At 73.3% G+C, this 20,068-nt stretch carries 14 protein-coding genes and 1 pseudogene; 9 read left to right on the top strand and 6 right to left on the bottom strand.

Going from position 1 to position 20,068, the window contains the following annotated elements; all coding sequences use genetic code 11:
• Positions 1-7: 7 nt before the first annotated feature.
• The 3 genes from ACFZAT_RS04450 to ACFZAT_RS04440 form a co-directional block, all read right to left on the bottom strand.
• Positions 8-2,452 carry a protein kinase gene (locus ACFZAT_RS04450; RefSeq protein ID WP_391259782.1) on the bottom strand — a complete coding sequence of 815 codons (2,445 nt, stop codon included), beginning with the start codon at positions 2,450-2,452 and terminating at the stop codon, positions 8-10.
• A gap of 112 nt (positions 2,453-2,564) precedes the next feature.
• Positions 2,565-3,524 (bottom strand): methylmalonyl Co-A mutase-associated GTPase MeaB, encoded by a 960-nt coding sequence (meaB, locus tag ACFZAT_RS04445; protein ID WP_391259778.1) that lies wholly within the window; start codon positions 3,522-3,524, stop codon positions 2,565-2,567.
• Positions 3,525-3,561: 37 nt separating this feature from the next.
• Complete coding sequence (locus ACFZAT_RS04440) at positions 3,562-4,764, bottom strand: acetyl-CoA C-acyltransferase (RefSeq protein WP_391259776.1); 1,203 nt, start codon at positions 4,762-4,764, stop codon at positions 3,562-3,564.
• 134 nt (positions 4,765-4,898) lie between these two features.
• Between ACFZAT_RS04440 and mce the strand changes: the two genes are divergently transcribed.
• From mce to ACFZAT_RS04405, 7 genes are all read left to right on the top strand, one after another.
• Complete coding sequence (gene mce, locus ACFZAT_RS04435) at positions 4,899-5,327, top strand: methylmalonyl-CoA epimerase (RefSeq protein ID WP_391259773.1); 429 nt, start codon at positions 4,899-4,901, stop codon at positions 5,325-5,327.
• Between the two features lie 132 nt (positions 5,328-5,459).
• Entirely contained in the window at positions 5,460-9,257 is a 3,798-nt protein-coding gene (gene scy, locus ACFZAT_RS04430; RefSeq protein WP_391259770.1) for a polarized growth protein Scy, read from the top strand.
• A gap of 185 nt (positions 9,258-9,442) precedes the next feature.
• Entirely contained in the window at positions 9,443-10,381 is a 939-nt protein-coding gene (locus ACFZAT_RS04425; RefSeq protein ID WP_391259767.1) for a cellulose-binding protein, read from the top strand.
• Positions 10,382-10,457: 76 nt separating this feature from the next.
• On the top strand, positions 10,458-11,450 hold the full coding sequence (locus tag ACFZAT_RS04420; protein WP_391259764.1) for an ATP-binding cassette domain-containing protein: 993 nt from the start codon (positions 10,458-10,460) through the stop codon (positions 11,448-11,450).
• 2 nt (positions 11,451-11,452) lie between these two features.
• The gene (locus ACFZAT_RS04415; protein WP_391259761.1) at positions 11,453-12,232 is read left to right on the top strand and encodes an ABC transporter permease subunit; all 780 of its coding nucleotides are present in this window, start codon (positions 11,453-11,455) and stop codon (positions 12,230-12,232) included.
• Positions 12,233-12,377: 145 nt separating this feature from the next.
• On the top strand, positions 12,378-13,562 hold the full coding sequence (locus tag ACFZAT_RS04410) for an ATP-binding cassette domain-containing protein (RefSeq protein ID WP_391259758.1): 1,185 nt from the start codon (positions 12,378-12,380) through the stop codon (positions 13,560-13,562).
• Positions 13,559-14,419 carry an ABC transporter permease subunit gene (locus ACFZAT_RS04405; protein WP_391259755.1) on the top strand — a complete coding sequence of 287 codons (861 nt, stop codon included), beginning with the start codon at positions 13,559-13,561 and terminating at the stop codon, positions 14,417-14,419. Before ACFZAT_RS04410 ends, ACFZAT_RS04405 begins: the two co-directional genes overlap by 4 nt.
• Positions 14,420-14,431: 12 nt before the next feature.
• Here ACFZAT_RS04405 and ACFZAT_RS04400 read toward each other — a convergent pair whose 3' ends face one another.
• The gene (locus ACFZAT_RS04400; RefSeq protein ID WP_143619724.1) at positions 14,432-14,761 is read right to left on the bottom strand and encodes an ATP/GTP-binding protein; all 330 of its coding nucleotides are present in this window, start codon (positions 14,759-14,761) and stop codon (positions 14,432-14,434) included.
• A 198-nt stretch (positions 14,762-14,959) separates the two neighbouring features.
• Between ACFZAT_RS04400 and ACFZAT_RS04395 the strand changes: the two are divergent.
• Positions 14,960-16,000: pseudogene (locus ACFZAT_RS04395) on the top strand (LLM class flavin-dependent oxidoreductase).
• Positions 16,001-16,099: 99 nt separating this feature from the next.
• On the opposite strand, the gene ACFZAT_RS04390 reads toward ACFZAT_RS04395, so the two are convergent.
• Positions 16,100-16,492, bottom strand: a complete 393-nt coding sequence (locus ACFZAT_RS04390; RefSeq protein WP_018102614.1) for an SCO5389 family protein — start codon at positions 16,490-16,492, stop codon at positions 16,100-16,102.
• Between the two features lie 266 nt (positions 16,493-16,758).
• Here ACFZAT_RS04390 and nucS point away from each other — a divergent pair, with 266 nt between their 5' ends.
• Positions 16,759-17,430 (top strand): endonuclease NucS, encoded by a 672-nt coding sequence (gene nucS / locus ACFZAT_RS04385; protein ID WP_018102615.1) that lies wholly within the window; start codon positions 16,759-16,761, stop codon positions 17,428-17,430.
• A gap of 150 nt (positions 17,431-17,580) precedes the next feature.
• Here nucS and ACFZAT_RS04380 read toward each other — a convergent pair whose 3' ends face one another.
• Positions 17,581-20,046, bottom strand: coding sequence for an ATP-binding protein (locus tag ACFZAT_RS04380; protein ID WP_391259752.1), 2,466 nt, complete (start codon positions 20,044-20,046; stop codon positions 17,581-17,583).
• Between the last annotated feature and the right edge of the window lie 22 nt (positions 20,047-20,068).

Raw genomic sequence — 20,068 nt, 5'->3', positions numbered from 1 at the left:
GGGCGGTTCAGTCCGGCAGGCGTACGGAGACCGCCGTGCCGTCGTCGTACACGAGGTGCACCACCCCGCCCACCGGCAGCACCCGGGGCGCGAGCAGTTCCTTGCCCAGTTCGATGCCCTGGGCCCGGTCGTATTCCGGGGTCGCGCTCGGGCCGGGGGCGCCGGGGACCGCGGTCCTCCTGAGGGGCCCGAGCGTGCCGTCCGGGCGCACGGGCACCGTGTAGAGCGTCGCGGTGTCCGCCCAGACCACGGTGTCGGCGACGATCAGCGGGACGGAGGCGGGGTTGCTCGTCCCCTCCTCGGGGTGCGGCGTCAGCGGGAAGCGGCCGAGGGTGCGGCCGTCCGCCCGGCTCACGACGTCGATCTCGTCGGGCACGCTCTCCACGTACTCGTCGCCCCTGCTGAGCACGACCACCCGGTCGTCGACGGCGGCCAGTGTGGCACCGGACACCAGCCCGGCGTCCAGCTTCACCCGTCCCTCGGACCTGAGGTCGCCGGCCGTGAACCGCAGGACGACGATGTCCTCGCCGAAGCCGGAGTAGCCCTCGCCGTTCGGCACGAACGACGCGCAGAAGGCGGAGGCGCCGCGCACCCGCAGGTCCGCGCAGCCGGAGTTCGCCGACTTCTGGCCGGCGTCGCCTCCGGCCGTGCCCAGCAGCCGGCCGTCCTCGGGGGCGAACGCCTTCGGGCCCTCCAGCCCGATCGCGTACACCGCCCTGCCGTCCGTGGCGACGGGCCAGAAGTTGCCCTTCTGCGCCATGGCGATGTCCTCCTCCGCCAGCCGCTTCCGCCACTTCTCGGCGCCCGTCCTCCGGTCGTACGCGGCGAGTTCGGCCCCCTCGGACGCGGAGGCGGCGGCGAGGACGAGGTCGCCGACGACCAGCGGCGCGCTCTCCAGCGCCAGGGCCGCGCCCGCCCTGGTCTCCCAACGCCCCTTGCCCGTACGGGCGTCCAGCGCGTGCAGACGGTCGCCGACCGCGAGCAGGACGGTGTCGTCGTACACCGTGGGCACGGTGGCCCCGGCCGGCATGAAGAACGCGCCGGTGGGCCCGTAGCCCGCTTGGCGGCCGGACATCTCCTGCCCCGAGTCGAACGTCCACAGGTGGTGCCCGTCGGCGGCCGACAGCCCCTCGTACGTGCCGTCGACCAGCCGGCACACCAGTACGTCGCGGCCGGCCGAGCAGCCGAGCGGGGGCTCCGCGAACGCGCCCCGCCACGGCTTCTTCCAGCCGGCCGGGCGTACGTCACGGCCGTAGGGGACGGTCCCCGACGCGTCCGGGCCGCCCTTCTCCCCCACGCCCGCCACCATCGCCGTCGCACCGCCGCCCGGGGATGCCCCGGAACCGCCGCCCCGCTCGCGCCATCCCAGATACCCGCCGGTGGCCGCGCCGAGGAGGACCAGGGCCACCAGAACAGCCGCGAGTCCCCGCCGCGGGCGGCGCGCGGGTGCGGGGAGGCCGGGGCCCTGGGTGGGGGCGAGGTGCACGGAGCCGGGCGGCCGGTGCGGGCCGGCCGGGTTCCCGGTGGCGGCCTCGGTGGGCGTGTAGCCGGGCAGCAGGGGGCCGTCGAGGGCGGTGACCCGGGCCAGCTCCCGGTCGTACTCCGCGATCTGCGCGCCGACCGGGGCGGGCCAGCCGGTGGCGGCGCCGGGCGTCAGCCGTTCGGCGAGGGCCGCGGCGGTGGGGCGGGCGGCCGGGTCGGCGGTGAGGCAGTCCTCCAGGACCGCGCGCAGCCCGTCCGGCACGTCCGCGAGGTCGGCCTCGACGTATTTGACGCGGTACAGGACGGCCGCCACGGGCCCGTCGCCGAAGGGGTCGCGACCGGTGGCGGCGAAGCAGAGCACGGAGGCGAGGCAGAAGACGTCGGAGGCCGGGACGACGCGTCCGCTGCCCGCGACGTGCTCCGGGGACATGAAGGCGGGGCTGCCGACCATCCGGCTGGTCGTGGTGAGCGGGGTGGCGCCGGTGTCCCGGGCGATCCCGAAGTCGATGAGGCGGGGCCCGTCGGCGGCGAGCATCACATTGCCCGGCTTCACGTCCCGGTGCACGATCCCCGCCGCGTGCACGACCGCCAGGGCGCGGGCGAGCCCGGCGCCCAGCATCCGCACCTCGGCGTCTTCCAGCGCGCCCGCTCCGCGCACGGCGGCGGAGAGCGTCGGCCCGGCCACGTACGCGGTGGCGAGCCAGGGCACGTCGGCGTCGGCGTCCCCGTCGAGCAGCGGGGCGAGGTGGGCGCCGGTGACGGACCGGGCGACGGCGATCTCGCGGCGGAAGCGGTCACGGAAGCCGGGGTCCCGCGCCACGTCGCGCCGGACGGTCTTGACGGCGGCGGGCGCGGTGGAGCCGCCCCGGTCGCCGAGGAAGACCTCCCCCATGCCGCCGGCGCCCAGCCGGGCCCGGATCGTGTACGGGCCGATGGCCCTGGGCGAGTCGTCCCTGAGCGGACCGAGCATGTGGCACTTCCCCCCTCGTGCGCATGACCGGCGGCCATCCTGCCACGGGGGCAAGGGAGTTGAGAGGCCTGTCCCGGGGCGCGGCCCGCACGCCGCGTCCCGGGAGGGGCCGTCAGCTCTCGCCCGTCAGCCCCGCCACGAGTTCGTCCGCCGCCGCGTACGGGTCGAGGCGGCCGGCCACGATGCGTTCGGCCAGGGCGTCCAGGCGGCGGTCGCCGTGCAGGGAGCCGATGCGTTCGCGGAGGCGGGTGACCGCGATCGTCTCGACCTCGCGGGCGGCGCGGGCGGCCCGGCGTTCGCCGAGGACGCCGTGCTCCTCCATCCAGGCCCGGTGCTTCTCCAGGGCCTCGACCACCTCGTCGACGCCCTCGCCCCGGGCGGCGACCGTCTTCACGATCGGCGGCCGCCAGTCGCCGGGGCTCCGGGACTCACCGAGGCCCAGCATGTGGTTGAGCTCGCGGGCGGTGGCGTCCGCGCCGTCCCGGTCCGCCTTGTTCACCACGTACACGTCGCCGATCTCCAGGATGCCCGCCTTCGCGGCCTGGATGCCGTCGCCCATGCCGGGGGCGAGGAGGACGACCGAGGTGTCGGCCTGCGAGGCGATCTCCACCTCGGACTGACCGACGCCCACGGTCTCCACCAGGATCACGTCGAAGCCCGACGCGTCCAGCACCCGGATCGCCTGCGGGGCCGCCCAGGCGAGGCCGCCGAGGTGGCCTCGGGTCGCCATGGAGCGGATGTAGACGCCCGGGTCCGACGCGTGGTCCGACATCCGGACCCGGTCGCCGAGCAGCGCCCCGCCGGAGAACGGCGAGGACGGGTCGACGGCGAGCACCGCGACCCGCCTGCCCTGCTTCCGGTACGCGGAGACGAGCGCCGACGTCGACGTCGACTTGCCGACGCCCGGCGAACCGGTCAGGCCGACCACGTACGCGCTGCCCGCCAGCGGCGCGAGGGCCGCCATCACCTCGCGCAGCTGCGGCGAGGCACCCTCCACCAGGGAGATGAGCCGGGCCACCGCCCGGGGTCCGCCCGCGCGGGCCTGCTCCACCAGGGTGGGGACGTCCACCATCACCGCTCCGTTCCGCTCGCCGCTCTCTCGTACCGCGTTACTTGCCCGGAACGCGCAGGATCAGCGCGTCGCCCTGGCCGCCGCCGCCGCACAGCGCCGCCGCACCGGTGCCGCCGCCGCGCCGCTTCAGCTCCAGCGCCAGGTGCAGCACCACGCGGGCGCCGGACATGCCGATGGGGTGGCCGAGCGCGATGGCGCCGCCGTTGACGTTGACCTTGTCCGAGGTGACGCCGAGGTCCTTCATGGACTGGACGGCGACGGCCGCGAACGCCTCGTTGATCTCGATGAGGTCCAGGTCCTCGACGCCGATGCCCTCCTTCTTCAGGGCGTGCCGGATGGCGTTGGACGGCTGCGACTGGAGCGAGTTGTCCGGGCCCGCCACATTGCCGTGGGCGCCGATCTCGGCGATCCACTCCAGGCCCAGCTCCTCGGCCTTGGCCCTGCTCATGACGACGACCGCGGCGGCGCCGTCGGAGATCTGCGAGGAGGTGCCCGCGGTGATCGTGCCGTCCTTGGCGAAGGCCGGGCGCAGCTTGCCCAGGGACTCCACGGTGGTCTCGGGGCGGATGCCCTCGTCCTTGGCGAAGAGGACCGGGTCGCCCTTGCGCTGCGGGATCTCGACCGGGGTGATCTCGGCCTCGAAGAGACCGTTCTTCTGGGCGGCGGCGGCGCGCTGGTGGGAGAGGGCGCCGATCTCGTCCTGGGCGGCGCGGTCCAGGCCGAGGCGGGTGTTGTGCTTCTCGGTGGACTCGCCCATCGGGATGTTCTCGTAGGCGTCGGTCAGACCGTCGTACGCCATCGAGTCCAGCATCTCGATCGCGCCGTACTTGTGGCCCTCGCGGGACTTCGGGAGCAGGTGCGGGGCGTTCGTCATGGACTCCTGGCCGCCGGCCACGACGACGTCGAACTCACCGGCGCGGATGAGCTGGTCGGCCAGGGCGATGGCGTCGAGTCCGGAGAGGCACACCTTGTTCACGGTGAGCGCGGGAACGTTCATCGGGATGCCGGCCTTGACCGCGGCCTGGCGGGCGGGGATCTGGCCCGCGCCGGCCTGGAGCACCTGGCCCATGATCACGTACTCGACCTGGTCGCCGCCGATGCCGGCCCGGTCCAGCGCGGCCTTGATGGCGATGCCGCCCAGGTCGGCGCCGGAGAAGGTCTTCAGGGAGCCGAGGAGCCGGCCCATGGGCGTCCGCGCGCCCGCGACGATCACGGAGGTGGTACCGGTCGTTCCTGACATGAGGCACAGCCCCTTGGAGTAGATGTGAACGAGGGTTTACTTGAATGTACTGAGCGGTACCCGCCCCGTCATCCGCCCGCGAGTGTGATCGCGCGCACCTTGCGTAACCGTCGGGAGCACGCTGCACTGTCCCCATGCTGACGCGAATCGACCACATCGGGATCGCCTGTTTCGACCTCGACGAGACCGTCGAGTTCTACCGCTCGACCTACGGGTTCGAGGTCTTCCACTCCGAGGTCAACGAGGAGCAGGGCGTACGCGAGGCCATGCTCAAGATCAACGATACGTCCGACGGCGGCGCCTCGTACCTCCAGCTCCTGGAGCCCACCCGGGAGGACTCCGCCGTGGGCAAATGGCTGGCCAAGAACGGGGAGGGGGTGCACCACATCGCCTTCGGCACGGCGGACGTCGACGCCGACGCCGCGGACATCCGCGAGAAGGGGGTCAGGGTGCTGTACGACGAGCCCAGGACGGGTTCCATGGGGTCCAGGATCACCTTCCTCCACCCCAAGGACTGCCACGGCGTCCTCACCGAACTGGTCACGGCGAAGAAGGAGCACTGACCCCAGCCATACCCGCCCGGTAGAGTGGGCTCTTCCGGGCCGGGGCCGGGTCGGGGGCGCGCCGCGTCCCCAGCCGTTGATCTGTCACCATTCCCCGAACGTTGAGAGCTCGGGGAAGGATGGGACCGCGCAGTGCGGGGCTACGAACGCCAGGAGAGCCACCGAGCTGAAGACGACCATCTCTCGCGGTTCGAGGCCGAGATGGACCGGCTCAGGACCGACCGGGAGAAGGCCGTCCAGCACGCCGAGGACCTCGGCTACCAGGTCGAGGTCTTGCGTGCCAAGCTGCACGAGGCACGGCGCAGTCTGGCGATGCGTCCCGCCTACGACAGCGCGGACATCGGCTACCAGGCGGAGCAGCTGCTCCGGAACGCCCAGATCCAGGCCGAGCAGCTGCGCAGCGACGCCGAACGCGAGCTGCGCGACGCCCGCGCCCAGACGCAGCGCATCCTCCAGGAGCACGCCGAGCACCAGGCCCGCCTCCAGGCCGAGCTGCACAACGAGGCGGTGCAGCGCCGCCAGCAGCTCGACCAGGAGCTGGCGGAGCGCCGCCAGACCGTCGAGTCCCACGTCAACGAGAACGTCGCCTGGGCCGAGCAGCTGCGGGCCCGGACGGAGTCGCAGGCCCGCCGCCTGATGGAGGAGTCCCGGGCCGAGGCCGAGCAGGCGCTCGCCGCCGCCCGGGCCGAGGCGGCCCGGCTGGCCGAGGAGACCCGTCAGCGCGTCGGTTCCGAGGCGGAGTCCGCCCGGGCCGAGGCGGAGTCGATCCTGATGCGGGCCCGCAAGGACGCGGAGCGGATGCTCAGCGCCGCGGCCGGCCAGGCGCAGGAGGCCACCAGCCACGCGGAACAGCTGCGGCAGACGACGACCGCGGAGACCGAGCAGACCCGGCAGCAGACCACCGAGCTGAACCGGGCCGCCGAGCAGCGCATGCAGGAGGCCGAGACCCGGCTGCGCGAGGCGCGCCTGGAGGCCGAGAAGGTCCTCGCCGAGGCCAAGGAGGCCGCGGTCAAGCGGCTGGCTTCGGCGGAGTCGCAGAACGAGCAGCGCACCCGGACCGCCAAGACGGAGATCGCCCGGCTGGTCGGCGAGGCGACCAAGGAGTCCGAGAGCCTCAAGGCGGAGGCCGAGCAGTCGCTCGCGGACGCCCGCGCCGAGGCCGAGCGGCTGCGCGCGGAGGCGGCCGAGGCCGCGCGCACCGCCGCGGCCGAGGACGCGGCGGCCCAGCTCGCGAAGGCGGCCAGGTCCGCCGAGGAGATCCTGACCAAGGCGTCCGAGGACGCGAAGGCGGCCACCCGGGCGGCGGGCGAGGAGGCTGAGCGCATCCGCCGCGAGGCCGAGGCCGAGGCGGACCGGCTGCGCGGGGAGGCGGCCGAGCAGGCCGACCAGCTCAAGGGCGCGGCCAAGGACGACACCAAGGAGTACCGGGCCAAGACGGTCGAGCTCCAGGAGGAGGCGCGCCGGCTGCGCGGGGAGGCCGAGCAGCTTCGGTCCGAGGCGGTCGCGGAGGGCGAGCGGATCCGGGGCGAGGCCCGCCGCGAGGCCCTTCAGCAGATCGAGGAGGGCGCGAAGACCGCCGAGGAGCTGCTCGCGAAGGCCAAGGCCGACGCGGAGGAGCTGCGCGGTACGGCGACCGCCGAGGGCGAGCGCGTACGGACCGAGGCCACGGAGCGGGCCGCCGCGCTGCGCAAGCAGGCGGAGGAGGCGCTCGACCGGGCCCGCGCCGAGGCCGAGCAGCTGCGCACGGAGGCGGAGGAGCACGCCGAGGCGGCGAGGACCGCAGCCGAGGAGGCGGCGGCCGCGCTGCGCGAGGAGACCGAGCTCGCCGTCGCGGCCCGGCAGTCGGAGGCGGCCGAGGAGCTGACCCGGCTCAAGGACGCGGCGGAGACCCGGGTCACCGCGGCCGAGCAGGCGCTCGGCGAGGCGCGTACGGAGGCGGAGCGCATCCGGCGCGAGGCCGGTGAGGAGTCCGAGCGGCTGCGCGCGGAGTCCGCCGAGCGGCTGCGGACGCTCCAGGAGCAGGTGGAGGCCGAGGCCCAGCGGCTGCGCGACGAGGCCGCGGCGGACGCCTCGCAGTCGCGTGCCGAGGGCGAGGCCGTCGCCGTACGGCTGCGCACCGAGGCGGCCACCGAGGCGGAGCGGCTGCGGACCGAGGCGCAGGAGACCGCCGACCGGATGCGGTCGGAGGCCGCGGCGGCGGCCGAACGCGTGGGCACGGAGGCCGCCGAGGCGCTGGCCGCCGCCCAGGAGGAGGCGAACCGGCGCCGGCGCGAGGCCGAGGAGACGCTGGACGCGGCCCGCTCCGAGGCGAACCAGGAGCGCGAGCGCGCCCGTGAGCAGAGCGAGGAGCTGCTGGCCTCCGCGCGCAAGCGGGTCGAGGAGGCGCAGGCCGAGGCGCAGCGCCTGACCGGCGAGGCGGAGACCCGGGCGGCCGAGCTGGTCGCGGCGGCCGAGCAGACCGCCCAGCAGGTGCGGGACTCGGTCAGCGGGCTCCAGGAGCAGGCCGAGGCGGAGATCGCCGGGCTGCGCTCGACGGCGGAGCATGTCGCGGAGCGGACCAAGTCGGAGGCCCAGGAGGAGGCCGACCGGCTGCGGGCCGACGCGCACGCCGAGCGGGAGCGGGCGGGCGAGGACGCCTCGCGCATCCGCCAGGTGGCCAAGGAGGAGACGGACGCCGCGAAGGCGATGGCGGAGCGCACGGTCTCCGACGCGATCGCGGAGTCCGAGCGGCTGCGGGCGGACACCGCCGAGTACAGCCAGCGGATGCGCACGGAGGCGTCGGACGCGCTGGCCTCCGCCGAGCAGGACGCGGCGCGCAGCCGGGCGGAGGCCCGCGAGGACGCCAACCGGATGCGGACCGACGCGGCGGCCCAGGCCGATCTGCTGGTCTCCGAGGCGACCTCCGAGTCCGAGCGGCTGCGTACGGACGCGGAGCACCAGGCGGCCCGGACCGTGGACGAGGCGGCGGGCGACGCGGAGCGGATGCGGGCGGAGGCTTCGGCCACCGTGGGCTCCGCGCAGGAGCACGCGGCGCGCACCCGGGAGGAATCGGAGCGGCTGCGGGCGGACGCGGAGGCGGCTGCCGAGCAGATGCGGGCGGAGGCACGCCAGGAGGCGGACCGGCTGCTCGACGAGGCGCGCGAGGCGGCGGCGAAGCGGCGGGCGGACGCGGCGGAGCAGGCGGACCAGCTCATCGCCAAGGCCCAGGAGGAGGCGCTGCGCGCCGCCACGGAGGCCGAGGAGCAGGCCGACACGATGGTCGGCGCGGCGCGCAAGGAGGCGGTGCGGATCACCTCCGAGGCGACGGTCGAGGGCAATGGGCTGGTGGAGCGGGCCCGGACGGACGCGGACGAACTGCTGGTCGGCGCGCGCCGGGACGCCACGCAGATCCGGGAGCGGGCCGAGGAGCTGAAGGCCCGGGCGGAGACCGAGGTCCAGGAGCTGCACGACCGGGCGCGCCGGGAGACGGCCGAGCAGGTCAAGACGGTCGGCGAGCGCGTCGACAAGCTGATCAAGGCCGCCACCGAGCAGCGCGAGGAGGCTGCGGCGAAGTCCAAGGAGCTGCTGGCCGACGCCAATTCGGAGGCGAGCAAGGTCAGGATCGCCGCCGTGAAGCGGGCCGAGTCGCTGCTGAAGGAGGCCGAGCAGAAGAAGGCCAGCCTGGTGCGCGAGGCGGAGAAGCTGCGGGCGGACGCCGAGGCCGAGGCCAAGCGGATGGTGGACGAGGGCCGGCACGAGCTGGAGGTCCTGGTGCGCAGGCGCGAGGACATCAACACGGAGATCTCCCGTGTCCAGGACGTGCTGGAGGCGTTGGAGTCTTTCGAGACCCCTGCGGCGGGCGGTAAGGGCGGGGGCCCCGCACCGGCCGGCGGCGTCAAGGCCGGGGCCGCGGCGGGCACTCGATCGAGTGGCAAGCAGTCCGATGGGTAGCCGACCGGCCTTCGTCCGTGGTTGCCCATGGACCGTCATTCGTCCGAGTGGCAAGGGTTACGGGGGTCAGCCACTCAAAAGGGGTGTCATTCTCCAGATCAAACCGGCATCTGCTCGATGACACGCCGTTCCGGCCCCTAGGATTCCCTCTATCACCTCACCGGTCTCACTTCGACAGGAACCCCATGAGTGACCCTTCCTCCCCCTTCGGCTTCGAACTCGTGCGGCGTGGTTACGACCGCGGTCAGGTGGATGACCGCATTACCAAGCTCGTCGCCGACCGTGATAGTGCTCTCACCCGCATCACATCGCTGGAAAAGCGCATCGAGGAGCTGCACCTCGAAACGCAGAACGCCCAGGCCCAGGTGAACGACGCGGAGCCGTCGTACGCCGGTCTCGGCGCGCGCGTGGAGAAGATCCTCCGCCTGGCCGAGGAGGAGGCGAAGGACCTGCGCGAGGAGGCCCGTCGCGCCGCCGAGCAGCACCGCGAGCTCGCCGAGTCCGCCGCCCAGCAGGTGCGCAACGACGCCGAGACCTTCGCCGCCGAGCGCAAGGCCAAGGCCGAGGACGACGGCGTCCGCATCGTCGACAAGGCCAAGGGTGAGGCCACCGCGCTGCGCTCCGACGCGCAGAAGGACGCGGCGCAGAAGCGCGAGGAGGCCGACGCCCTCTTCGAGGAGACCCGCGCCAAGGCCGCCCAGGCCGCCGCGGACTTCGAGACCAACCTCGCCAAGCGCCGCGACCAGTCGGAGCGCGACCTCGCGTCCCGCCAGGCCAAGGCCGAAAAGCGCCTCGCCGAGATCGAGCACCGCGCCGAGCAGCTCCGCCTGGAGGCGGAGAAGCTGCGCACCGACGCCGAGCGCCGGGCCCGTCAGACGGTGGAGACCGCGCAGCGCCAGTCCGAGGACATCGTGGCGGACGCCAACGCGAAGGCCGACCGCATCCGCAGCGAATCGGAGCGCGAGCTCGCGGCGCTCACCAACCGCCGCGACTCGATCAACGCGCAGCTGACGAACGTCCGCGAGATGCTGGCGACGCTGACCGGTGCCGCGGTGGCCGCCGCCGGCACCCCCGCCGACGAGGAGCCCGCCTCCCGAGGTGTCCCGGCCCAGCAGACCCGCTGATTCCGGTTGCCTCACCCGCGTGCCCGGTTCCGCCCTTGTGGTGGCGCCGGGCACGCGGGCGTTCTAGCGTGAACGCATGATCGAGCTCGATGGCCTCACGAAGAGGTACGGGAACAAGGTCGCCGTCGACCAGTTGTCGTGCGTGATCAGACCGGGAATGGTGACGGGTTTTCTGGGACCCAATGGGGCGGGCAAGTCCACCACGATGCGGATGATGCTCGATCTCGACAACCCGACCAGCGGTTCCGTGCGGATCGACGGCAAGCATTACCGCGAACTGGAGGAGCCGCTGAAGTACATCGGGGCGCTCCTGGACGCCAAGGCGATGCACGGCGGGCGCAGCGCGTACAACAATCTGCTCTGTCTGGCGCAGAGCAACCGCATTCCCGAACAGCGGGTGGCGGAGGTGCTGGAGACCGTCGGCCTGACCGCGGTGGCGCGGAAGAAGTCCAAGGGTTTCTCGCTCGGCATGGGCCAGCGGCTGGGCATCGCGTCGGCGCTGCTCGGTGATCCCCGGATCCTGATGTTCGACGAGCCGGTGAACGGTCTCGACCCCGAGGGCATCCACTGGATCCGGAATCTGATGAAGACGCTCGCCTCACAGGGCCGGACGATCTTCGTCTCCTCGCACCTGATGAGCGAGATGGCCCTCACCGCCGACCATCTGATCGTCATCGGCCAGGGCAGGCTGCTCGCCGACACGTCGATGGCCGACTTCATCCAGGAGAACTCGCGCAGCTACGTCCGGCTGCGCTCCCCGCAGCAGGAGCGGCTGCGCGACGTGCTGCACCAGGAGGGGGTCGTCGCCGTCGAGGCGGACGGCGGCACGCTGGAGGTGGACGGCGCCACCACCGAGGACCTGGGCGAGCTGGCCGCCCGGCACGGGATCACGCTGCACGAGCTGAGCGCCCAGCGGGCGTCGCTGGAGGAGGCGTTCATGCAGATGACGGCGGGCTCGGTCGAGTACCACGCGCACTCGGAGCCGGGCGGGGGCGCTCCACCGCCGGCCGAGGGCCGGCCCTGGGGCGAGGGCTGGGTCCAGCGGCCCGGCGGCGGAGAGGGGGCGTGACGATGGCTTCGGTCCCCGCGGTCCTGACCTCCGAATGGACCAAGATCCGTACGGTCTCCTCCACCACCTGGACGCTGATCTCGGCGTTCCTGGTCACCGTGGCGATGGGCGCGGCCCTGTGCGCGGTGATGAACGTCCAGTTCGACGATCTCGAACCGGCGGAGCGGGCCACCTTCGACCCGACGTTCATCAGCTTCTCCGGGATGATCCTCGGCCAGCTGGCGATGGTGGTGTTCGGGGTGCTCGTCGTCGGTACGGAGTACAGCTCCGGCATGATCCGCACCTCGCTGGCGGCCGTGCCGCAGCGGGCGACCTTCCTGTTCAGCAAGATGCTGGTGGCGGGGGTCCTCGCGCTGGTGGTGGGGCTGGTCACCGGCTTCGTCACGTTCTTCCTCGGCCAGGCGCTGCTGGGCGACCACGGTACGGACATCGGCGCGGAGAACGTGCTGCGCGCGGTCGTCGGCGGCGGGCTCTACATGGGGCTGATCGCGCTGTTCTCCATGGGGGTCGCGGCGATGCTGCGCAGTTCCATGCTGTCGCTGGGCATCCTGATGCCGTTCTTCTTCCTGGTCTCGCAGATCCTGTCGGCGGTGCCGGGCGCCAAGAAGGTCGCCCAGTACTTCCCGGACCAGGCGGGCTCCAAGATCATGCAGGTGGTGCCGGACGCGATGAACAGCGATCCGGCGCCGTACGGGCCGTGGGCCGGGCTGCTGATCATGGTGGGCTGGGTGGCGGCCGCGGTGCTCGGCGGCTTCCTCGTACTGAAGAAGCGGGACGCCTGAGCGCCCGTACGGCAGGACGGTCCGGGACTCACCCCCGTAACGGCTTGGGCGGAACCGTCAAGGCGCGGATATCCTCCTAACTCTTACGGGGGCGTACGGCCGGACGGCGTGTGCCCCGACGACAGAGAGTCGATGGGGCTGGAGCATGATCGAGGCAGTCGGCCTGACCAAGCGCTATGGCGCGAAGACGGCCGTGTACAACCTTTCCTTCCAGGTGCGGCCGGGTGCCGTCACCGGGTTCCTCGGTCCCAACGGGTCGGGCAAGTCGACCACCATGCGCATGATCCTCGGCCTGGACCGGCCGACGGCCGGCCGGGTCACCATCGGCGGCCACGAGTTCCGGGACCTGCCGAACGCGCCCCGCCAGGTGGGCGCCCTGCTCGACGCCAAGGCGGTGCACGGCGGGCGCAGCGCCCGCAACCACCTGCTCTCGCTCGCCCAGCTGGCCGGCATCCCGGAGGCCCGGGTGGACGAGGTGCTGGGCGTCGTCGGCCTCCAGGCCGTGGCCCGTAAGCGCTCCAAGGGGTTCTCGCTCGGCATGGGCCAGCGGCTCGGCATCGCGGCGGCGCTCCTCGGCGATCCGCAGGTGCTGCTGTTCGACGAGCCGGTCAACGGCCTCGACCCGGAGGGCATTCTCTGGGTCCGCAATCTGATGAAGATGCTGGCCTCCGAGGGCCGCACGGTCTTCGTCTCCTCGCACCTGATGAGCGAGATGGCCCTCACCGCCGACCATCTGATCGTGATCGGGCGCGGCCAGCTGATGGCCGACATGAGCGTCAAGGACTTCATCTCGGCCAACTCGGCCGACTTCGCCCGGGTCCGCGTCCCCGACGAGACGCCGGAGCAGCGCGAGAAGCTGACGACCACGCTGACCGAGGCGGGCGGCCAGGTCCTCTCCGAGCCGGACGGCGCCCTGCGGGTCACCGGCCTGGCGCTCCCCCGCATCAGCGACCTGGCCCACGAATCGGACGTCCGGCTCTGGGAGCTCTCGCCGCACCAGGCGTCGCTGGAGGAGGCGTACATGCGGATGACGCAGGGCGCCGTGGACTACCGCTCGACGGCCGACCAGCGCGCCCACCTCCAGCAGCAGCCGCCGCATCCCGGCTACGGGCCGCAGCCGGGGTACGCCCCGCCGCCCCAGCAGCCCGTGCCGGACGTGCCGCAGCAGGGCTGGTACGCCCCGCCGCCGCCCGGACAGAACCCGTACGCGGCCGCCGCACCGGCCCAGGCGCCCGCCCCGGCCGCCGCTCCTCCCGCACCGGCGGCGCCCGCCGAGGCACCCGCCCCCGCAGACCTGACCAAGCGCGAGACCAGCGAGGACCCCCGATGACCACGCCGCCGGCGCCGCAGGCGCCGTACCAGCAGCCCGCGCCGCAGCAGGGGTACCAGCAGCAGGGCTTCTACACCTCGCCGATCCCGCTGCGTCCCGCGACGCTCGGGGACGCGATCGCCTCGGAGTGGACCAAGATCCGGTCCGTCCGCTCGACCATGTGGACGCTCGGCGTCATGACCGCGCTGCTGCTGGTCATCGGGGTGCTCACGGCCGTCGCCGTCTCCGCCTCCGACTCCAGCATGAACGGCACCCCGGTGCTGAGCCTCGGCTTCTTCGGGGTGCTGCTCGGCACGATCTGCGTGATCACGCTCGGCGTCATGACGATCGCCTCGGAGTACGGCACCGGCATGATCCGTACGACGCTGACGGCCTGCCCGAGCCGGGGCCGGGTGCTCGCCGCCAAGGCGCTCGTCTTCTTCCTGCTCACCTTCGTCATCACCACGGTCATGACGTCGGTGGTCGCCCTGATCCAGTCGTCCATGCTGGACGCGGCGTCGCCGAGCGGCGAGGAGTGGCTGCGCGCCACGGTCGGCGTGGGGCTCTACGTGGCGACGCTGGGGCTGCTGGCGCTCGCGGTCGGCGCGCTGATCCGGCACTCGGCCGGGGCGATCACCCTCATGATCGGTCTGGTGCTGCTGCCGCTGGTGCTGGCGCTCTTCATGTTCGCCGACTCGCTGTCGACGCTCCGCGAGAAGCTGCTGGAGTACTCGATCCCCAACCAGCTGAGCATCTTCTACGACAGCTCGGTCACCTCGTCCGGGCCGTCCGGCTGGGACCCGCTGTGGATCATCCTCGTCGTGACGGCGGTGGCCATGGGCGGGGCGTACCTGTCGATGAACCAGCGCGACGTCTGAGGCCGCGCCGCCTCAGTAGCGGGGCGCGTTCCGGGACCGCTGCACCTTCGTGGTGCGGCGGTCCTTCGCGTTCCAGCAGGCCTTGTGCCAGTGCCTGCGGTCGTCGACGCCGCCGTACTCGGACCAGGCCACCAGATGCGGGACACCGGAGGGGATCTCCTGGTCGCAGCCGGGGCAGCGGTAACGCTTGCCGGCCGCGCTCGCGCCGCTGACCGGGCGCACCGACCACTCCTCGCCCTGCCACTCCTCCGTACGCCCTCCCCCGCCGTACCGGTCGCCCGACTCGCTCGCGCTGTCGTTGCGGCTCTCGCCGCCTCGGGGGCGGTTGCGGCGCGGGGACACGTTTCACCTCACGGAACGGGCTGGGCGGGACCCGTCCAGCGTAGGGCCATTCGGGCGGGGTACCCGACTCTCGGAGTTCGTGGCGCACGCGGTTACCGGAAAATCGCAACAACTCCGCGCCGGACCGTGCCTTTGGCACGTGTCAGACGTTGTTGCCAGTAGGGGAGAGCCGCGTCGGCCGCAAGGAGGCAATTGGCGATGCGCGTCGGAACGTTCGTACTGGCGGCCCAGTTTCCGGGCCAGGGACCGGGGGAAGCGCTGCACCGCGCGATCCGGTCCGCCGAGGTCGCCGAGGAGTCCGGGCTCGACTCGGTCTGGCTGGCCGAACACCACTTCGTGCCGTACGGGGTGTGCCCGTCGGCCGTCACCCTGGCCGCGCAGCTGCTCGGCCGGACCCGCCGCATCCGCGTCGGCACGGCGGTGAGCGTGCTGCCCACGCAGCATCCGGTGGCGCTCGGCGAGCAGGCGGCGCTGCTCCATCTGACCAGCGGGGGCAGATTCAGCCTCGGGGTCGGCCGGGGCGGTCCCTGGGTGGACCTGGAGGTGTTCGGCGGCGGCCTGGAGGCGTAGGAGAAGGGGTTCCCGGAGTCCCTGGGACTGCTGCTCGACTGGCTGCGCGAGCCGCGCGTGGCGGGCCGGGGCGAGCGCTACGCCTTCCGCGAGGTCGCGGTCGTCCCCCGGGCCGACGAGCTGATCGGCGCGGAGGAGGCGGAGGGGGCCGGGCCCGAGGTGATCGTCGCGTGCACCTCGCGCAAGACCGTCGAGCTCGCCGCCGACCGGGGCCTGCCGATGCTGCTCGGCATGCACTGCGGGGACGAGGAGAAGGCGGAGATGGTGGCGCTCTGGCGGTCCCGCGCGCTGGCGGCCGGCCATGCGCCGGAGAAGGTGCGCGGGGCGGGGCACGTCTCGGCCGGGGTGGCCCAGATCGCCGACCGCACCGAGGACGCCGTCGAGACGCTGGTGAAGGCGATGCCGGGCTGGCTGCGCCAGGGGCTGGGCGCGCATGTCACCGTCGACGGCCGGCACCGCGTGATGCGGGACCCCGTGGGGTACGCGGAGCTGCTCTGCGGCCTTCATCCGGTGGGCACGCCGGAGCTGGCGGCCGAGCGCCTCGCGGTGACCGCCGAGCGCACGGGCATCACCCGCTTCGCGCTCCTGGTGGAGGGGTCCGGAGATCTCGTCGCCACGGAGGAGAACGTAGCGCGGCTGGGCACGGAGGTACGGCCACTCCTCGAATGACCCCCGCGCACGGACGGAAGGGTGTACGGCGGTGTGCTTACGGAGCCGCCGCCCCGGACCAGTTGCACCTCCCGCGGCCCGGAACGGCGACGGAAGCGTTCAGCAGTCCCGTAGTTCGGGCGACTGGTTGAGCAACTGACCCCTCACCGAGGTGAACTTGGCCAGTCGGTCGTCGACCGAGGCGTCCAGCGGGAACACCGCGACGCGGTGGCAGTTCTGGAATGCGAGACGCACCCCGAAGTGCCGCTGCAGTGCTCCGCGTATCGCATCACTCGCGAGCGCGCGCAGCAGCTGACCACGTGCCTGCTCATTGGGCGGCGGCGTCTGGTTGTCGGCGAACTCCCCGCCGTCGACCTTCAGCTGAGCCACCAACGAGCTGATCATCTCCCATGCGTAGGGCAGGGAGGTCCGGACGCAGTCGACGAAGTCGGCTTCGTCGACCTCGCCTCGCTCGGCCTGTTCCAACAGAGCCGGTGAGACGTCGAGCGACATGGGTTCTCCTCTCGCGGCCCCGGCGGATTACCGGAGCCTTACGGGCAGGGAAGAAGGCCGACGACGACGCAGCGTGCACGCACGGCGACCTCCCGCTTCCACGGTAAGGGCGCAGTCCGGGCCGCACCAGGAGATTGGGAACACAACCGGCCAATAACGAAGGGGTTCAAAGAGGGGCAAGACAGAAAGCGTCAACTCCGGAAGGGACGGGAGTGACGGATGGGTGAATCGCGCCGGGCACCCGACGTCGAGTAGCGTTGCCGACCATGCGTCTCGTCATCGCCCGCTGCTCCGTGGATTACGCCGGCCGGCTCACGGCCCACCTGCCCTCCGCTCCCCGCCTCATCCTGGTGAAGGCGGACGGAAGCGTGTCGATTCACGCCGACGACAGGGCGTACAAACCGCTCAACTGGATGTCCCCGCCCTGCACCCTGAAGGAGGGCAGCGGCGACGCCGAGGGCGTCTGGACCGTGGTGAACAAGGCGGGCGAAAAACTGATCATCACGATGGAGGAAATCCTCCACGACTCAAGTCATGAACTGGGCGTCGACCCGGGGCTGATCAAGGACGGCGTCGAGGCGCACCTCCAGGAACTGCTGGCGGACCGCATCGAGACCCTGGGCGAGGGCTACACGCTGATCCGCCGCGAGTACTTCACGGCCATCGGCCCGGTCGACATCCTGTGCCGCGACGCGGACGGGCAGACGGTGGCCGTCGAGCTGAAGCGGCGCGGCGACATCGACGGCGTCGAGCAGCTGACGCGTTACCTGGAACTCCTCAACCGCGACCCGCACCTGGCCCCGGTGAAGGGCATCTTCGCGGCCCAGGAGATCAAGCCGCAGGCGAGGGTCCTCGCCACGGACCGCGGCATCGGCTGCGTGGTCCTGGACTACGACGCGATGCGAGGCATCGAGGACGACAAGCTGCGCCTGTTCTGAGCGTGCGACCGGCGCCCCTTTCAAGCCGGTCCGCCCAGTGGGCCTTCACCCGACCGATGGCCTTGGGCCCGGCGGCCCATTCAAGCCCGTCCGGCGATTGAGGACGGAACCCCCGGGCCGGGGGCCGGCGCCCCTGGGCCCGGGCCCGGCCTAGGCTCCCGACGGGCTGCCGGCGCCGGACGGCGCACTCACCGGATCCGATCCGTCGTCCCCGGACTCCGTCTGCGAAGGACTGGGGGACCCGGTGCCCGAGTCGCCCGGGTCGGGGGACGACGAGTCGCTCGGCGCCGTGGCCGACCGGTCCGGCGACGGGGACGCAGGCGGCTTCTCCGACGACTCCGTCGCCCGGGGCGACGACGGCGAACCCGGGGACGACGGCGTGTCCGGCGCCGAGGACGTCGCCGAAGGCGACACCCCACCGGCCGGCGCCGACCCGCTCCCCGTGGCCGACGGCGTCACCGAGGCCGACGAGGACGCGGAACCCGAAGGGGCCTCACTCGTGGACGGCCCGTCCGCCGGCTCCCCGACCTCCACATCCGAGTCGTAGATGCTGTCGTCGTCCGGCACCTCCTGCTCGGTCGACGTACCGGCCCCGCCCTGCGGGTCACTGCTCGACGTCAGCCCGAGCGTCACCACCGTGCCGAGCACCCCGGCCAGCAGCACGCCCGCCCCGGCGGCGACCAGGTTGCGCCGGGCCCCGCCGATCAGGGCCAGCGGCCCGCCCCGCGCAGCGCCCTTGCCGCCGCCCGCCGCAGGCGAAGGCACCCGCACCGTCATCGGCTCCTGCCGCGGCACCACGGCGGTGTCGGCGAACGCGCTCGTCATCGAGACCGGCACGACGGCGGGCACGCCCAGCGGCGGCGACGCCGCGAACGCACCGTCGCCGCCCGTCGCCCCGCCCCCGGCCCGGTCCTCGACCAGGGCGAGCGCCCGCCGCCCGGCCACCGCGCCGCTCTTGTCGGCGAGCGCCCCCCGCATGCTGATGGCGGTCTCCAGCTCCGCCCTGGCCCGGTCGGGGTGACCGGTGCACAGCGCGAGGACGCCCAACTCATGGTGGAAGTACGCCTCTTCGGCGACCTCCCCGGCGAGCCGCCCGGCCTCCTGGCCGATCCGGAGCGCCCGCTCCCAGGCCCCCCAGTGCAGCCCGGCCGCGAAGGCGGGCGCCGCGCTCCGGGCGAGGAGCACGGCGGCGCTCGTCCCCCCGGCCCCCTCCCCCGGCACCAGCCGGCCCAGGGCGGCGATGATCGCGTCGGCCTCGGCGGCCGCCCGCTCCGGGGTGACCGAGGGGTGCCCGGTCCACCAGGCGTAGTGCTGGGCTGCGGTGCGGGCGCGGTCGGCGGCGCCGTCCTCGTAACCGGCCGCCGTCAGCTGGGCCGGCACTCCGGCGGCGAGCCGGTAACGGGAGCCGGACGGGGAGAGCAGCCCGCAGCCGGCCAGCTCGCCGAGGGCGGCGTCGGCGTGGGTGTCCCCGACGAGCGCGGGCAGATGGGCCTGGTGCGGGACCTCACCGCCGAGGGCCACCGCGAACCGCAGCGTCTCGCGGGCGGCGTCGCTCAGCCGGGAGGCGAGCAGGGCCGCCGGCGCCGCGCCCTCGCCGAGGCTGGGCAGCGGCACATCGGATTCCTCGGCCGCCGCGGGCGCGGGCGGCGCGTCGGCGGGCCGGTTCTCCAGATAGCCGTACTCGTCGTACGCGCCGGCGTCCGTGCGCAGCCGGTCGCGCTGGCGCAGCAGCGCACCGGCCTGGACGAAGCGCAGGGGCAGGCCCTCGGACTCGAACCAGAGGTCTCCGGCCCAGTTGGCCTCCTCCTCGGTGAGCTGCCGTTCGACCACCCGGCGGAGCAGGTCGAGGGAGGTGGCGCGGTCGAGACCGGTGAGGAAGACCTCTTCGAGCGCGGAGTCGGCGCCGGGCGCGGCGATCTCGGGCGTGGCGGAGAACAGGAAGGCGCACTCGGGGGTCGCGTCGAGCAGTTCGTCCAGGGCGGCGCCACCGAGCTCCAGGTCGTCCAGGACGACGACGGCGCCGGTGGACCGCAGCGTCTCCAGCAGTACCGCCCGGTCCGGCCGGTACTGAGGGGCGTCATGGACGGCGTCGAACAGCGCGTACAACAGGTCGGTGGCCGTGCGCTTGTGGCCGCTGAGGCGGATGACCCCGTCGGGCGCGAAGTCAGCGCAGTCGGCGGCGACTGCGTCGAGCAGGGCGGTACGGCCGGAACCCGCCGGTCCGGTGAGCCGGACGGAACGGCCGCGGGCGAGGAGGCGGGTCAGCCGTTCGCGTTCCTCTTCGCGCCGCAGCAGCGGGAGCTGGAGGACGGGCGGTCCTGGCGGTACGGGGGGCGCCGCGGCGCGGGCGCGGGCGGTGCGCTCGGCGGGGGCGCGGCGGACGGGGGCGGCGGGCCGCTCACCGGGCGGGCAGGGCTCGACCTCGCTGCCGTCGACCGGGTTGACGGTGAGCGTCAGGTCGCCGGCGACGAGGGTGACCATGCGGACCTGCTGCGGTGTTTGCTGACCGAAATCCGGGGTCAGCGGATCGCGCGAAGGGCGGCGCCGGCCGGCCTCGTCGGCGAAGTCCTTGCTGTCGTGGCCGAACTCTTCCGACCCCCGGTGTATCGGGTCCATCGCCAAAGCCCCCAAGACGTGT

Origin of the sequence: Streptomyces sp. NPDC008163, assembly GCF_042956885.1 — a bacterium.
GTDB lineage: Bacteria > Actinomycetota > Actinomycetes > Streptomycetales > Streptomycetaceae > Streptomyces > Streptomyces drozdowiczii_A.
The sequence above is the reverse complement of the archived record's forward strand: the minus strand, read 5'-3'. Positions and strand labels throughout refer to the sequence as shown.